Genomic DNA, 16,368 nt, shown 5'->3' with positions numbered 1-16,368 from the left:
TTCATTCCAAGACGATCCGCCTCCAAACCATCCCAAAAACAGCAATGGCATCAAGAATTTCTCGTCCTCCCTGCATGAACTTGGCTTGGTCAAAGTCAGCTTGAAAATAAACTGCTTCAAGTTCTTCCAGAGTGTGTCCGGCGTGTTGCATCTCGACACGATTGTGCCAACTGAAGAATGCCAAACGCAGTTGTGGGTATCGTGCTTGCTTAATGCGCGTGAGTCCTTCTTCTAATTCCTGCCAAAAGCCTGCTGCTGCCCAGTTTTCTACTGCAAAACTAGCACCTTCAGCTATATGTGGGTCATCGCTTCCATAAAGACGTTGCAGTTCATTGCAGAAGTGTAAGGTTGTAGAACTTCCGTGCTTGCGTTTGCCAATCTCTTCGTAATGTAACCCCAAACCTTCAGCTAAATTGACCAGCCATTCAAAATGTGCGGCGCGGAAACGACAAATACCACCGTCTACTGTACCTTCGGTACTGACTAATTCGGGATCTCCTTCTCGATCTTTGTCCTCTTCTGTCTGACTTAGATTGCTGTCGATGGATCGATCTGGCTTGCGATAAATTACGCCTAGTTCGTTTAGCAATATCTCGCGACTCTTGCGCGACTGCTCGATAGTGGGTGAGTTAATAGCTTTTAACAGTGCTGCTATGAGGAACTGATTGGAGAATACTGAGAATTGCTGAATGAAATAACGCAGTTCTTTGTCTGTGGCTGTACCGTAAGAAAACCAACGAGTATAGGTGTTGTTGGTGATAATGCGGTGTTGTAAAAATTCTTGGTTGATTTTGGTGAGGAAATCTTGGAAGTTATCTACTTGTTTTTGAGTTAATTCGCCTCGGTGCGATCGCTTTTCGATGCGTGAGGAGATGGTTAAAGGGTTTGTGGTATTTAGATGTGTATTAGTCATAATCTTTATACTTGTGTTACGTATGATTACCCCACCCTAACCCTCCCCTTGGAAAGGGGAGGGAACTGGGAATTCAATTTCCCCCCTTTCTAAGGGGGGATTAAGGGGGGTAAATCCAACTATAGGTGTAGTCTTTATCTTCCAACGCTAGGGCTTGTTTTGTCAGTTGCAATGGTCGAAACGTATCAATCATTACAGCAAGCTCGTTAGTACGGTCTTTACCAATGGAACCTTCGTACATTCCTGGATGGGGGCCGTGAGGAATACCACTGGGATGAATGGTCATTGACGATCGCTCTATCCCCTTCCGGGACATAAAGTTTCCTGATACGTAGTAAATTACCTCATCGGAATCAACATTGGAATGGTTATAAGGAGCCGGAATTGCCAGAGGGTGATAATCAAAAAGGCGTGGCACAAAGGAACAGATAACAAAGCCAGGAGCCTCAAAGGTTTGATGTACTGGAGGGGGCTGGTGAATTCTGCCCGTGATGGGTTCAAAATTCTCAATGCTAAACGCAAAGGGATAAAGATGGCCATCCCATCCCACAACATCTAGAGGATGATGGTGATAGAGATAGCTGATAATTCTATCTCTGGTTTTGACCCGCACCTCAAATTCACCTACCTCGTCATGAGTCTCTAACTTCTCTGGTGGTCGAATATCGCGTTCATTATAGGGAGAATGTTCGAGAAATTGCCCGTAACGATTGAGATATCTAGCGGGTGGTTCTATGTGTCCGCTAGCCTCAATCACAAGCATTCGCTGTTCTACATTGGCGTTTGGTATAATTCGCCACAGTACACCAGCAGGAATAACTAAATAATCTCCTACTTGATAGTGTACAATCCCGTACTGGCTCTCTAATACACCAGTGCCATCATGGATGAATATTACTTCATCACCATGAGCACATCGATACCAGTATGGCATCGGCAATGTCGGTCGAGCAATTGATATGCAGACATCTACATTTGCCATTAACAGAACACGCGCCTCTACAGCATCTGTCCCCGATTCTACTGTTGCCGTGCGTAGATGGCGGTGACAGAGGGGACTTGATTCTTCATAGGACACGTTTACTGTCCTCTCTAACAAAATTTTCTGTATTTGTGTAGGTGGACGTAAATGATACAGCAAGGATTGAACGCCTGAAAAACCTCGCATCCCCATTAATTCTTCATGATATAAAGAACCATCGGGTTGTCGAAATTGAATGTGTCGCTTGTGGGGAATATTTCCTAATTTATAGTAGTAAGTCATGCTCTCATCCCCTAAGCTCCCTGTATTTGGTGCATCATAAATTACCCCGCATCGCTTGTTCGCGTTCTATCGCTTCAAACAGGGCTTTGAAGTTGCCTTCACCAAAACCTTGTGCTCCATGGCGCTGAATCACTTCAAAGAAAAGCGTTGGTCGATCTTGCACGGGCTGAGTGAAAATCTGGAGTAAATACCCATCTTCATCCCTATCTACTAAAATGCCCAAATCTGCTAGTTGCTCAATCGGCTCATCAATGTCACCCACTCGCTCTTTCAAGTTTTCGTAATAAGTTCTCGGTACGTGCAGAAACTCCAACCCGGCTTTTTTTAATTGAGAGACTGTTTCTATAATGTTATGAGTCGCGCAGGCAATGTGCTGTACTCCTGGGCCGTTATTATATTCTAAGTACTCTTCAATCTGAGATTTGCGTTTCCCTTTGGCTGGTTCGTTAATTGGTAATTTAATCTTACCCGTACCGTTTTGCATCACTTTAGACATTAAGGCTGAGTACTCTGTGGAAATTGCCTCATCGTCAAAATGCACTAGGAGGTTAAAACCCATTGTATCAGTGAAAAACTGTACCCATTTGTTCATCGCACCTAATTCGACGTTGCCTACAATGTGATCGATATTGCATAAACCTACAGAGTTATTACTGTTGGCTGGGTATCGAGGTATAAAGCCAGGAGCAAAGATTCCAGAGTAATCGCTCCGTTCCACAAACTTAATCAAGACATCACCGTAGGAATGGACAGCCGCATAACGCAACACACCATATCCATCTTCTTCTTCAGTCGGTGCGATCGCTCCTACAGCACCCCGTCTGGTTGTTTCTTTATAAGCGCTTGTAGCATCTGGCACTTCAAAAGCGACGATCGCAACTCCATCACCGTGCTTCAGCACGCTTTGCGAGATGGGATGGTTGGCAAAGAGTGCTGCACTTAAAACAAAGCGCGTCTCTCCTTGCTGCATCACATAGGATGTTACTTCACGGCTGCCAGTTTCTAAACCCCGATAAGCTGTATTGGTAAACCCAAAAAACTTGGAATAGAACAGTGCTGCTTGCCTTGCATTTCCAACATAAAACTCAAGGTGGTCGAAGCATTTAATAGGGCAGAAGTCAATCATTTGGATTCCTCGCAGTTCAGAGGAAATACTGGAAATAAATTTTTCACAAGTATTATATTTATTCTATGAGGTGTCATAAGTGATTTTGAATACAAGTTATGCGACTCTGGGAATCAGAGCAAAACATTCTCTTTTTCAAAAAATCGGCTTTTAGTCATTAATATCATTTCACTTTCATCGCGATACACACAAATTTGTAAAGATGCACCCTGCTGCGTCTCTACATACTACTTTGTATTATCCTTTTCGTAAAATGGTATAACCTCTAATTCGATTATAAAATTAACTTTTTCTTTTGCCAGGGTATGCTTTGTTAACTTATGTACTTAATATGTAGTTTTGTACTTATGACAAAGAGGTTTAGGATGAGTGATACCAAGTTACCTACCGTGCTAGTGGTTGAGGATAGCCCTGATGATTTACTTTTTATTCAACGTGCTGCTGTAAGAACCAACTTACAGATGTCCTTAAAAAGCGTGACAAGCGGGGATGAGGCTATCAGCTATTTGCTAGGTGAAGGTTCCTATGGGGACAGAAATATTTACCCATTGCCGAGCGTCGTTTTAACAGATACAAGAATGCCTCGCATATCTGGGTTAGAGCTAGTGACGTGGATTAGACAACAAGATGATTTTAAGGATTTACCGATTGTTGTCATGAGCAGTTCTACAGATACAGATAACGCCAAGCGGTTTGCTGCTTTTGGCATCAGCTTATATTTTGTCAAACCTATGTCTATACGTGGTTTTGAAGAAATTTTAAGGGAAGTGATGTTGTTAATTCCCCAAAATCAAGAGTAATTAAGTCAAAAAGTGCTTTGATATTTTCAAGCAATTGTACTTATAAGAAATTCAAACATGAATTTATTTCTTGCGATAGATGTTAGAAAAAGTATCTAGGTAAATTTTTGATTTTTTTCCTCCAGTAGTAGGAAGTTCAAATAGTCCAAAAATTTGTATCTTAATTAACGAATAAACTCAACATTAAACTGGTCTGATGAACAGTAGGTATCTTCACAATCATTTTTTGTCGCTTCAGAGTAGATTGTGGATCTATGAACTGAGTGCGCTAGAAGCGGGAGGCTTAACGCTAGAATGCGTAACGCATTTATTTTACGACCAGAGAAATTAGTGTGAGTCCCAATCCATTTATAGGAGGTTGTCATGATGATTAGAGTAAACCACGTACAGCTACAGAAAAGCTTGAATGAAGTTCAATATCCGGTAAGCAAGAAAGACTTAATTTTTTACGCTGAGGAAAAAGGCGTTGATGAGGGAGTTCTTCGGGCTTTGAGGCGTTTGCCAAATCAGCAATACGAAACACCCACGGATGTGAGCCAAGCAATTGGCAGATTATTGATAGCTATCTCTATGCTCCTGCAATCCTCACAATTGTGATTCAGCGATTCATCGTACCAAGTCAGGGTGGTAAGACAGATGAAGATAAGGTAAAAAATGCTGTTGCACCTGCAAAAACGGCTGTAGAGGCAATCGAAGCTCTAGCTGTTGCCAGCCCATACTTGCTTGGTAGCCAAGTCACTCTTGCCGATTTCTTCCTGATTCCCATTTTTATCTACCTCTTGCAGGCACCAGAGTTTGAGGAGATCGTTGCTCAAACTCCAAAATTGCGGGCTTGGTGGGATAAGGCTAACCAGCTTGCCAGTGTGAAGAAAGTCTGTGCCTAAAGGCAATCTATATTGGGCATTGCTGAATGAGAATATAAATTATTTGCTCCTTCAGCAACGCCATAATATCCTTACAAAGGACTAATAACTCAAATTATATTATGAATAGTCTTAAGGAAATTCAACTAAAGCTAAAGTTTTTTTGGGGTTCTCTCTTTTACTTCAAATACACGCCTCATGCACTTCTTTATTCTTGCAAACGAGACAACATAGAACGCAAATTTTTCAAGCGTTCTACAGAAAAAGGATTTAATAAGCCTGGAAAACTTAATCGTACTGAACTGACAGACAGAGGTGCTAATTTCTATTTTGAACTTGCAGAATTACATTTCTAACTGAAGAGTTTGTTCGAGTTGATTGGAAACCCAGTGTACCACCTATTCCTTATGCCATTTCCTGCTAAAAATGAGAAGCAACAACCAAAAACATATCGGATGTGGAACTATGATGCTGCGGGTATATATGGTCCTGGTTCAGATCCGATGTATCTATGTATTCCCGTGTATTTGGGTTTGCACTCTTTTGGCAGTTATCTGAATTTTTTATGAAAACTCTTTTGACGCTTATTTTACCTTTGGAGAAACTGCTGTTGCTAATTTTGAGAGGGGATCGCTACGTTATTACTTTACGTATGGTGTACCTGCTCAACTTTTAGAACGCTACACAGAATTAACTGGGCGTGCCCCTTTACCTCCTCTCTGGGCTTTAGGTTATCATCAATCTAAATGGGGATACCGTACAGAAGAAAAAATCCGAGAAGAAGCCCAAGCATTTCAAGATCGCAATTTGCCTTTAAGTGCTATTCATTTAGATATAGATTGTCAAGTCGGCAACAGAGCTTTTACTATCGATCCCGATCGCTTTCCTAAATTAGGAAGTTTTACACAAGAACTCAAAGAACTTGGGGTGCGATGTATTGCAATTCTCAATCCAGGTATTAAGTACAGCCGTCACAGTAATTTATTTTTGGAAGGTCAAATACTGGACGGATTTTGCAAACGCCCCAATGGTAAACTTGTTGTCGCACCTGTTTGGCCTGGTTGGTGTGTATTTCCAGATTTTACTAACCCCAAAGTTCGGAGATGGTGGAGTCGGCAATATCAATATTTGCTGGATGTGGGTGTCGCTGGTTTTTGGCACGATATGAATGAACCAGCTGCTTTTATTGCTTGGGGCGATCGCTCACTTCCTAAAGTAACGCAACATTATATGGAAGGTAGGGGCGGGGATCACCGCGAAGCGCACAATGTCTACGGGTTGACGATCGGGAAGTGACTTGCACTGGACAAATACTCGAGTTTGCAGACTCAGAGGAGCTTGGCGTCAGCAATCTCTTCGGTAAGCTTCGCATCCAGTAGGTTGGGTTGAGGAACGAAACCCAACATTTACAGACATTTGTTGAGTTTTCCTACGAGGCCTCACCCTATCGGTTAATCTTTCCAACAAAACAGACTTTTTTACATCTCTCTTTAGATATAAAAAATGTTATTGTTGGCAATAAAAAAACAGATTAAAAAGTAATTCATATAATTCCTTTTAAAGAAAATTAATATATTTATGCTAACTTATGTTAAAATGTTGAAATTTCTTTCTAAGAAGGATATATCTTAGATGGAGGTCGTACTTAATACATTGTTTATCCATAACTTGTTGCACCAAGCTTGTCTTGTCAAACAGTTACCAGAATTACACAACTTGCAATATAACGCATTGGAGAGTAGCAATGTTTGTTGCTAAAGGAAGTCTTCCTTAAAAAAGGTTGACTTATGTGAAGGTTACGAGTTAGATTCTTAACAATATAGATCGGTCTGCCTAATTCACGGTTTGCCTTAAACACAGTGTTCCCATAGGTAAGCCTGGAGCGGAGGAACCACCGTTGGGGCTAATCTTTAAAAAGGATAAGGAGTCAGGTAGCGAGGATAAATGAGAACTAGCCTTTCACACTTCATCTGACCTACTGAGCATTTCATCCTTATGTAAAGAGGGACATCTCTCAGTCCTAGCCCGTCAGCTAACTTCGTCGGCATTGAGAGGAGACTGAGCGAGCAGCATTCTTAACAAGTAATGCCTTGTTCTCGTCGGTATCCTTGGCTGGTATCTGTGCGCTTCGTTGTACCTGCCCTTAGCTTTGGGTAAGGGGTCATACTACCTCCACTCAGATATCTGAGGCAGGAAAGATTGCCATGTGGTGAATTTTAACTATGTTACTGACAAAAAAGCATCGCATCGCTTTGATTTCTGTGGATGGAGATCCTGCTGCAGAAATAGGACAAGAAGAGGCTGGTGGACAAAACGTATACGTCCGTCAGGTAGGTTATGCACTAGCTCAAAAAGGTTGGCAGGTAGATATGTTCACTCGCCGCAGTAGTTCTGAGCAAGCAGCCACTATCCAACATGGAACTAACTGCCGAACAATTCGTCTGAAAGCAGGTCCCATGGAGTTTATAGGTCGGGATAGCCTACTGGATCATCTACCTGAATTTATCGCAGAGTTTCAAGCATTCCAGCAAAGTCAAGGTTTTCAGTATTCTCTGGTTCACACTCACTATTGGTTGTCTTCCTGGGTGGGTATGGAACTGAAAAAGCGCCAGCCATTGATCCAAGTGCATACATACCACTCCTTAGGAGCAGTGAAGTACCGTACTGTTGCTGACATGCCAGCAATAGCCAGTATCCGGCTGGCGGTTGAAAAAAATTGTCTGGAGAGTGTAGATAGAGTTGTTGCTACTAGCCCCCAAGAACAGGAACACATGCGAAAGCTGGTTTCCTCTCTTGGACGCATAGAAATCATTCCTTGCGGTACGGATATCGATAACTTTGGCTCGATAGAACGATCTGTAGCACGTCAAGCATTGGGTATTGCTCCTGATGCGAAGGTAGTGCTCTACGTTGGTCGTTTTGATAAACGTAAGGGAATTGAAACGCTGGTCAGAGCTTTTGCAAAGTCGAGTTTGCATTCTGTAGCTAACCTACAATTAATTATTGGGGGTGGCAGCCGTCCTGGTTATAGTGATGGAATCGAGCGGGATCGCATTGCCAGTATTGTGTCTGAACTTGGATTAGAAAATTGCACAGCCTTTCCAGGTCGGCTTGATGAGTCTGTTCTACCCTCTTACTACGCGGCGGCTGATGTGTGTGTAGTCCCGAGTCACTACGAACCTTTTGGTTTAGTTGCCATTGAAGCAATGGCTAGCCGAACTCCAGTTGTAGCAAGTGATGTTGGTGGTTTGCAATTTACAGTGGTGCCTGAGGTCACAGGATTGCTTGCTCCTCCCAAGGATGAAGATGCTTTCGCCCTTGCTATTGACCGCATTCTGACCAATCCAGAGTGGCGGGATCGCCTTGGTGAAGCAGGCAGACAGCGTGTAGAAATAGCTTTTAGCTGGCAAAGTGTTGCTTCCAGATTAACTCATCTTTATACTCATCTGTTACCGGAAGTTGTCACCATACAAGAGAGAGAACCTCAGGTTGTTGCTTAATTGATACTTGTGCGAGCGCTTGAATTAGTATTCCTCAATCGCTCTATTAAGGAAGCTGCAATCATTTCACCGCCTCAAGTGACAACTGTTCAACAGATTTCAATATTCTGTAGCAAAAGTAAAAAACAAACTGTTCCGTCTATTTAGTCAAGGAGTTATGACAATGTTAGAGATTGGTGACTATGCACGCCATCAAGTTACAGGGCTAATTGGTCAAGTCGTTGGTTACGGGCATGAAGTCGTACAAGGAGTTTACATAACGACTCTCAAAGTGCGAGAGAATTCTAACGGAAACAGCGATCGCAGTAGATTTTTGGAAGATGTATACTCTGAATGGGTGCGAGTGGAGATAGAATCAGTTCCTACAGTTCTTTCCTCGACATCTGTGGAAAGTGAGGTCGCGCTACAAGCGTAAAATAGCGGCAAAATTTCTGTCTTGTGGTACGGGCGTCCCCGCCCGTACTAGCTAACATATATTCCTCCCTACTTTCCCTGCTTCCCCTGTATCACCAGTTGAAATCCCGTAAAATCCAGAAGCAAGACGATAGCCCCAGGCAAACTTAACAGCCAACTGAGAACGGTTATTGTTAGAGATAAGAGTAGGGCTTGTTCGGCAGTTAAACCAACTCGACTGAATAGATACACCCATAAACCTTCTTTTAGACCTAGTCCTCCTAAAGATATAGGAAGTAAAGTCACTACCACAATAATGGGAATAAATACTAAAAGTTGTAAATAAGAAATAGGAATTTTAAGTTGTTGGGCTATGAAATAGTGATAAGCAACTATCGCTAGCTGTAGTAATAGTGAAAGGCTCATTGATACCGCTAGAGCTTGTCGGTGTTGGGCGAATTTTCGTAACAAGATTTGAATTTTAGCAAAACGAGCAGCTATTGCGCTCAGGCGAAACTTTAAAAGCCAAGGTTCTGCCCAAATCAACAACTGAGGACTTGATATCAGCAAAACTGCTCCTACTAAACTTCCTACACAAATCAGAAAGAGTAGAACAATATCCCAACGTGCCACTAGTTTAAATGCTGGAGGGAGACCAATTAAAGCCAAAGCAGATAAAGCTACTAAACCTGTGAATCGTTCTAAAAATACGGATACGAGTGCTACTTCTGAGTCTTGAACGTGTTTGGCAACTCGATACACTCGGTAAGCATCTCCACCAAGAGCGCCTGGGAGAAAAATATTTAAAAACATCCCAGCAAAATAGCTGCTTAGCAGGCTGCTTATTGGTGCTGAATGACCGCTAGAATTCAGAACTACCAGCCAGCGCCAGCAACTCAACCATTGACAACCTGTGTAGAAAAGTAAAGCAAAGATGATAAAGGGCAGAGAGAGATGTTTAAACTGATTCAATGCTAGATTGAAATCTATCCGAGTGAATACCCATGCTAATAGACTGATACTGACGAGTGTTTTGAGAAGAGCGAGCGAATTTATTTTCATAGTTGAATCTAATTTTTTTTACTTAATCATAATTAAATAGATAATTAATTAATAATTTCTTGCTCCTAACTTGTAAAATCCAAAATCCAAAATCTAAAATCCAAAATTCTTCTTAATAAGCTCCTAAATCTTTACCTGTGTTTGGTATTCGACTTGGCAATCCATCTTCTGGTTGCCAAAGACGCAAACGAGTACCAAAGGTATCAATGACTGGTTTACCCAAGGTTTGAATATACTGCCAAGTCTCAGTGTTAATTCTACTTTCTCGAATGTCGTCTATATGAAGCCACACGCGCTTCGATTTCTCTAAAATACGATTCATTTGGTCTATGTTACTAACGACTACCCCACCCGCCCAACGGTCAATCAATCTGCCTTCATTCCAGTACAATCCATCAAAAAAGTTGCTTCCTAATAAAAAGTAATCTAAACCATTTAAACTAATTGAGCCAAAAGAAGGAGTTGGTGAAATGACTACATCTTCTGGTTGTTTGTGAATGCGTATATATTCAAATATCGAAGTATTGCGTCTGTTAATAGCTTCTTGATAGCCAGCCAACATTCTAGTAGGCTGTGTATTGATCAGTAATAGGAGAATAGCAAAGCTCAAGGTTATTGTTCGTAGCGGTATTGCACCATTCAATACTAACTGAAACTTATTACCTAAACTTTCTGTTATAGAGATTGTACTATAAATAGTTAGCAAAATAAACAGTGGATAAATACCATATGCATATCGCTCTTCTGACTGATAGCTGAGAATTGTGACAATAATTATTTGACTAATAATACCACTAAAAAAGAATATTATTTGAAGGTTATTCTGTTTGAAGAAGTAGACAAATCCCATCATAAAAAACAATGTATATACAGTTTGCATTCTGTCAGGACCGATAAAGAAATTGGCAGACAACTCTGTGATATTGGAAAAGTGAAGCCTCAGATAGGACGCTGTACTATCAGATAATGCAGCTAGAGGAGTCAAAAGTCGGATGGAAGAAAAACCAAGGCAGTAGATAAAAATAATTAAGGTCATTATGCTACCTAAAACAATCTGCCAATCGCGCAGTAATCGAAATGGACGGTAAAAGTAAAGAAAACCAAGGAGAAATGTTGGCAGGATCGTTAAACTGATTTCTTGGGTGAGTAAAGTACACGTGAGAGCAATGAAAAAGAGGTATTGATAACGTTTGCTTGCTTGCTCAATGAAACCTTTGAAAAATAACCAGAAAGATAAAATAGTCAGAAATTGTAGAAGTTGGTAAAATCGGATGTTACGTGAATACCAAATTTCCCAAGGGCTGAGGGCTAAAACTGCAGTGATAAATAGAGCAATCCAAACTTTTCCAGTCACCTTACGGGCAAAGATGTAAATTAAAACTAGGGTGGCTGTACCCCAAAGTACGGAAAAAAACCTTGCATGGACGATAGAATCTCCGATTATCCGTAGCCATAGAGCTAGTAAGTAGTGATAGAAAGGTCCGCGAGTGTACCAAATACCAGAAGTTGCTATGGGAGCGCCTGTGCGAAGGATTCCTCTCGTTGCATCAAGGGAGGTATTTTCATCAGAATCCAAGTCCATGAAACCGAGATGATATACCCTAAGTCCAAAACCGATAGTTACAATCAATACCAACAACCATCGATCGTGCGATCGCCATATTTGTGTCAACCAATTTTGCCCTCTCCCCCTCGTTCCCAGCCTGAGGCTGGGAACGAGAGGAAAACTAGAATTGCTAGTTAGGGTGATGATTCCACCAACAAAAAGCAGAATAAGGACAAGGTTTTCTCCTGTTACCAAGCCCACACCAATAAAGGTAACCACCCCAAAGAAAAACCACAAGCTTCCGCGAGGTAATGTCCCCAATCTACTTTTCATTTGACTTAATATCAAACTTAGCAACACAATGTTCGCAAACCCAAGCAATATTACGTAATTGCTTTTTGGTTGAGCAAACAACAGCCCAATTTCTGCTTCTGCATAGCGGTGTTTGAGTAAACCAATGCCGATTAAAAACAGAGTTCCTGGTGAAAGTATTGCTGCTCCTGCATTCAAGCTATGCCACCAACTATCCCGGTACCCCAACCAAAAACCTAAAATTAAGGCATAAATCAAAGTCAAGCCAACAGCAAGGAATTGCCAAATACTCTGACGCCACAAGTATTGCGGGTAATTCAGCAGATAGGCATTACCTTCAAAACTGTGTTGAAACTTATGCCGTTGAGGTAAACCTAGAAGGGTTGCAGGTTTTCCAGAACCCTCTCCTTTTACCCAACCTACTACTGGCTCTGCCAAAGTCTTCCAAGTCTCATCGGTTGCGATCGCCCCAATAATCTCACCTTTTTCTCTTTCCGCCCATCCATCCAAGAAAAAGTTTACAGAGCCATTTGTTAATCTTGGCTCTAAAGAATGAGCCAGCCTTACGGCTAAAATATTACTACCCGGTTGCAGAAGTTTTGTCACTTCCACAAGATGTAACTGTTTGCCATCTTCTATTTTGTAATGGCTAACTAGAGCACTGTTAAGTAGTAGGGAATATTCCCCTGTTCCAGCAAAGCGAATATAGGCATGAGAAATTTGAGTTTTTGGCATTTGCCATACACCTGTTAGCCATACCTCTCCATAAGAACTGTGGTTTCCAGTCACCCAATTTCCCTGTAGGGGGCGAGCGAACAAATTTTTACTTAACCGAGTGTAGGTTGCTTCTTTAACAGAACCCAGCACTTTAGCTTCTAACCAATTTGTATCGGGAAAATCTACGTCAAACCATTGAAGCGAGCGGTGGGTTTCTGACAGATTTGCGACTTGCCAAGAAGCGACTCCTGTTGTCAGAATAATTGGCTTGTTATCAGCAATAGGATAAACAACTCCCTCAACAACTACACGCGGATTTGTTTGTCCTTTTTGGATTTCTAAACCAATGACATTTTTACCCAAACGCAAGTATGAAGTTATATCTACATAAGCTGTTAATTTCCAATCGTTGGAACTGGCAAGTAAATAATTGAGTCCAGTTGAAACACGGTAGCGATCGCTATCATTAATAGCTTGAAACGGCATTTTTAATTCAGTACTCAAACCAACAGAGTTGTTGAAACGGCTGTTTTCTCTTGTTACCTGTTGCCCGTTGACGTACAGAGTAAAATCATTATCTGCACTAACAGCAACCCAAGCCACCTTGGCACTATCGGATAAATAAAAGGTATGACGAGCATAAAAACGGTAAGTTGGTGTTTGAGGAGCAATCCATTGAGCTTGTTGTGACCAAATAACTCGCTCTACAGGAGAGGGGATTTTTTCCCATATAGAAAAACCCAACATTCCTAGTAAAAGTCCCAAGGTTAATAGCAGTCCCAATGCCAACCAACGCTCTACTGCAGTCTCGCAAAAATAACTATCTAATTGAAAACGCTTGAAAATCCTATAAATTAAGCTTTTCCCCCTTTCTTTTTGCACTAGCTGTTTCATTTCTCTTCCCCAGAAAATTTACTCCAAGTTCTGGGATCGACAGACTGGCGGTACCGTTCCCAAGTTTTGTTAATATCATCATTATGGTAATCAGCCCAAGCTAAGTGTAAATAAGCTTGTCCCAACAAACCAATACTTGGTTCTTGAAAGTACTGCTGCCCTTGTATGATTTGTTTCGCAGTCTCTGCTGATTTTTGAAATTCTCCATTCACAACTCTTGCCAACATCAAATCGTAAAGAGCCTCGACATGATTGGGGAAAATTTGCAAAACTTTCTCAAAAATATCTGCTGCTGTACCTGGCTTTCTAATATTAGAATCTTTCAGATAATTTACTCCTTGATTGAGGATAGCTGATGCAAGATATCCTCTAGCTAAAAAAAGATTGGGTTGGATATACAAAGATTTTTGAAAGTCGTTTTCTGCTTCTTGAAAATCACCTAATTTATAGTGTTCTAGTCCTTTAACAAAGTTAAGCAAAGCTGGTTCTGGTTCACCTCCGTAAAACTCTGCCTTTGCCAATCGCTCGAAAAAAGCTTCGTCGCCTTGTAAAGGAGGATACCATGATGCCAAAGTTTTACTAATATTAACAACTTTGCCATATTCTCCTTTTGCAAATTGAGTCTCTAGTTGATAATTAACAATATTAACTCCTACCTGTGAAATCAAAATAATAGTCAATAATAATACTGTAACGAGAAAGAACAAACTAACATCCCGAATCAACAACTGTACATTTTTATTTTCATCTGCCAAATAATATCCTATTAAGCTAATTACAAACCCAATCCAACTGTAACTCCAACCTTTACCAATGAAGCTAAAAAAGCTATTTTTATAACCCAATCCATTTTGCAAAACTTTATCCCAAGAAGGAAGTTGGAAAAACCGACTATCTTGAATAGAAAGTTCAAAAGTTGTTGGAGGGGGTTCTGGTTTATCTAGAAAAATATTCTGTTTCCACTGGGCTTGAACTTCTGAAAAATTGCTATTTACATGATATGATACACTTTCCACTTGCTTGTAATAGCTAGATGCAATAAAAGCAACCTTAGGACTCCAAGTTGTTATGAAATAAGGAAAGAGTAAAACTGATATCAACCCAGTCCAAAATAGCGATCGAGGAGCGTGACTGATACTAAATAAGAAAGTAAACGCTAAACCCAGAAAAGCAAACATTCCTGCCACAATCCTGCCAATGTTTGTAAAAACAAGATTTGTTCCGAACGCCTCTAAAATTGGAGTCGGTAATCGGTACCAGGGAAAAGTTGCTCCAAAAAGTAAAAATAGAGACCCTATGAGAAGAATAATTTTTTCCCGATTTAACCAGTTTTGCCAATAAGCCAAATTCTTCATGCTCAATAATTTCCTAACTATTCTTAGCAACTGGTATTTGTACGGACTGGTTTTTGTCAGTTCGTGGAGAAAATGTAGTATTGGTTACAGTTTCTGGGCTTGTTGTCTGGTATTTACCGAATTGGCTGTCAATTGCATCATTAGGACGTAATGCTCCAGGGAATAGGACTACGAGTTCTCCTGGTTTTAAACCTTCTAGCACTTCCCGTTGGTTGTCAAATGTCCTCCCTAGCTTCACTTTTTTAATAACAGCTTTGCCTGCTTCTGCAACCATCACCATGCCTTCACCAGCAGACAAATGACTCACGGAGCTTTCTGGGACAACTAAGCGGGTGCTAGTGCGTTCAAACTCAACATAACCTTGCAACCCAGGAGACATTTGCAAATTATCTACAGCAACCCATACAGAATAGGTATACTGACGGTCAATACCTGCTTTGCTGGGTTTGGTGGCATCGGTTTCGACTGTAGGGTTGAGTTGGATGACTCGCCCATTGAAAGTGCGTCCGGGGTAAGCTATCAAACGAACTGTAGCCTTATCACCTACCTTAACTTTGTTAAGTCGCGCTTGGTCGATGTAAGCTTTAAAAACAGTATTTTGAGCCAGAGTGAGCAGAGAATCGCTACTACGAGAATCTACTATTTCTCCTGTATGAATATTGACTCTACTTACCAAACCATCGGTACTGGCATAAATAACTGTTCTATTTAAATCTCTTAGAGCCTCCTGCAGTTCTATTTTTCTGTTTTCCAAGCTGAGGCGAGCATCTGCCAGTTCTTTATCTAGAGTTTTTTGAGCAAGCTCCAGGGCTTTACGAGCAGAAATAAAATCGTTTTCACGAGTAATGTAAAAATCTTGGTTAATAAATCGCTTATTTTCAGTTTCAACAACTCCTTGCTGAGCAGCTAGTAGTTCTCTTTTACGAGTAGCATAAATATCTTGCATATCATATAGTTGAAATTTGGCAATAGCTCCCTGCTGTACTAACAATTGAAGCTGTTGCACTTTTTTTTCAGATGTCTTTAGCCTCGCTTGAGCAGCTGCGACATTGTTTTTAACTTCTTGCTCTGCTAAAGTATCGATGGCTTTGAGTCTAGTTTTAGCTGCATATAGCCTTGCTTGGGCAAGCCTAACATTTTCGTGTAATTCTGACAGTCTTTCAGGTGCTAAGCTTTGCAAAGCCTGAAGATTCTTTTCAGCAGTGGCAAGATTGTTCCGAGCTGTATTCACCCTGTCTTGAAAAGATGCTTTTTGTAATTGAAGTAGGGGTTGACTGCGACGTACCCACTGCCCTTCAGCTACGTAAACTTTTTCTACTTGTCCTGATACCAAAGGGCGAACATCTACTTCCTGGAGGGGAACAGATTCGCCCGGAGCGGCTAGACTATCCTCTACAGTTTTTGTCGTTGATGCGACAGTCTGAACTGTAATTGGTTTGCCAGCTACACGTTGTAGTGCAGGGTAACCTATACTTGAATAGTAAATTCTTGATTGAGGATCGTTCAAAGTTGGTAAAAGAATGGTCACAGAGAGAATCCCCATGACACCCAAGGGGGCTGCTACAAACGTCGTTAAAACTCCATTAGATACAGATAGATGGGACTGCGTCATTTTCTACAACT

General features: G+C 41.2%; 15 protein-coding genes and 1 riboswitch. Of the genes, 8 read left to right on the top strand and 7 right to left on the bottom strand.

The genetic code is table 11. From position 1 onward, the window contains the following. Position 1: 1 nt before the first annotated feature. From F7734_RS19240 to hppD, 3 genes are all read right to left on the bottom strand, one after another. Positions 2-913 (bottom strand): hypothetical protein, encoded by a 912-nt coding sequence (locus F7734_RS19240; protein WP_155746178.1) that lies wholly within the window; start codon positions 911-913, stop codon positions 2-4. A 100-nt stretch (positions 914-1,013) separates the two neighbouring features. Continuing rightward, on the bottom strand, positions 1,014-2,177 hold the full coding sequence (locus F7734_RS19235; RefSeq protein WP_155746177.1) for a homogentisate 1,2-dioxygenase: 1,164 nt from the start codon (positions 2,175-2,177) through the stop codon (positions 1,014-1,016). A gap of 34 nt (positions 2,178-2,211) precedes the next feature. After that, entirely contained in the window at positions 2,212-3,303 is a 1,092-nt protein-coding gene (hppD, locus tag F7734_RS19230) for a 4-hydroxyphenylpyruvate dioxygenase (protein ID WP_155746176.1), read from the bottom strand. Positions 3,304-3,668: 365 nt separating this feature from the next. Here hppD and F7734_RS19225 point away from each other — a divergent pair, with 365 nt between their 5' ends. The 8 genes from F7734_RS19225 (at position 3,669) to F7734_RS19200 (ending at position 8,881) form a co-directional block, all read left to right on the top strand. Beyond that, a complete protein-coding gene (locus tag F7734_RS19225) occupies positions 3,669-4,103 on the top strand; it encodes a response regulator (RefSeq protein WP_166481999.1) in 435 nt (144 codons plus the stop codon). Between the two features lie 363 nt (positions 4,104-4,466). After that, positions 4,467-4,700, top strand: coding sequence for a DUF2795 domain-containing protein (locus tag F7734_RS19220; RefSeq protein WP_243146968.1), 234 nt, complete (start codon positions 4,467-4,469; stop codon positions 4,698-4,700). Next, positions 4,697-4,987, top strand: a complete 291-nt coding sequence (locus F7734_RS19215) for a glutathione S-transferase domain-containing protein (protein ID WP_347566233.1) — start codon at positions 4,697-4,699, stop codon at positions 4,985-4,987. Before F7734_RS19220 ends, F7734_RS19215 begins: the two co-directional genes overlap by 4 nt. A 101-nt stretch (positions 4,988-5,088) precedes the next feature. Next, positions 5,089-5,322, top strand: a complete 234-nt coding sequence (locus F7734_RS66155) for a hypothetical protein (RefSeq protein WP_347566232.1) — start codon at positions 5,089-5,091, stop codon at positions 5,320-5,322. A 51-nt stretch (positions 5,323-5,373) separates the two neighbouring features. After that, on the top strand, positions 5,374-5,535 hold the full coding sequence (locus tag F7734_RS66150) for a hypothetical protein (RefSeq protein WP_347566231.1): 162 nt from the start codon (positions 5,374-5,376) through the stop codon (positions 5,533-5,535). Further along, on the top strand, positions 5,525-6,262 hold the full coding sequence (locus F7734_RS66145) for a TIM-barrel domain-containing protein (protein WP_347566235.1): 738 nt from the start codon (positions 5,525-5,527) through the stop codon (positions 6,260-6,262). The genes F7734_RS66150 and F7734_RS66145 overlap by 11 nt, the downstream gene beginning before the upstream one ends. Positions 6,263-6,802: 540 nt before the next feature. Then, a riboswitch (cyclic di-AMP (ydaO/yuaA leader) is annotated at positions 6,803-7,028 on the top strand. Between the two features lie 160 nt (positions 7,029-7,188). Then, positions 7,189-8,466, top strand: a complete 1,278-nt coding sequence (locus tag F7734_RS19205) for a glycosyltransferase (RefSeq protein WP_155746174.1) — start codon at positions 7,189-7,191, stop codon at positions 8,464-8,466. A 157-nt stretch (positions 8,467-8,623) separates the two neighbouring features. Next, on the top strand, positions 8,624-8,881 hold the full coding sequence (locus tag F7734_RS19200) for a hypothetical protein (RefSeq protein WP_243146967.1): 258 nt from the start codon (positions 8,624-8,626) through the stop codon (positions 8,879-8,881). Between the two features lie 68 nt (positions 8,882-8,949). Here F7734_RS19200 and F7734_RS19195 read toward each other — a convergent pair whose 3' ends face one another. From F7734_RS19195 to F7734_RS19180, 4 genes are all read right to left on the bottom strand, one after another. Then, entirely contained in the window at positions 8,950-9,921 is a 972-nt protein-coding gene (locus F7734_RS19195; protein WP_155746173.1) for a lysylphosphatidylglycerol synthase transmembrane domain-containing protein, read from the bottom strand. A 112-nt stretch (positions 9,922-10,033) separates the two neighbouring features. Beyond that, positions 10,034-13,390: a glycosyltransferase family 39 protein gene (locus F7734_RS19190; RefSeq protein WP_155746172.1), complete on the bottom strand. Its 3,357-nt coding sequence runs from the start codon at positions 13,388-13,390 to the stop codon at positions 10,034-10,036. Further along, on the bottom strand, positions 13,387-14,745 hold the full coding sequence (locus F7734_RS19185; RefSeq protein ID WP_155746171.1) for a tetratricopeptide repeat protein: 1,359 nt from the start codon (positions 14,743-14,745) through the stop codon (positions 13,387-13,389). Before F7734_RS19185 ends, F7734_RS19190 begins: the two co-directional genes overlap by 4 nt. 13 nt (positions 14,746-14,758) lie before the next feature. Then, positions 14,759-16,357 (bottom strand): efflux RND transporter periplasmic adaptor subunit, encoded by a 1,599-nt coding sequence (locus F7734_RS19180; RefSeq protein ID WP_243146966.1) that lies wholly within the window; start codon positions 16,355-16,357, stop codon positions 14,759-14,761. Positions 16,358-16,368 lie beyond the last annotated feature (11 nt).

Source organism: Scytonema sp. UIC 10036 (genome assembly GCF_009725235.1).
This window is presented reverse-complemented; position numbering and strand designations above follow the sequence as displayed.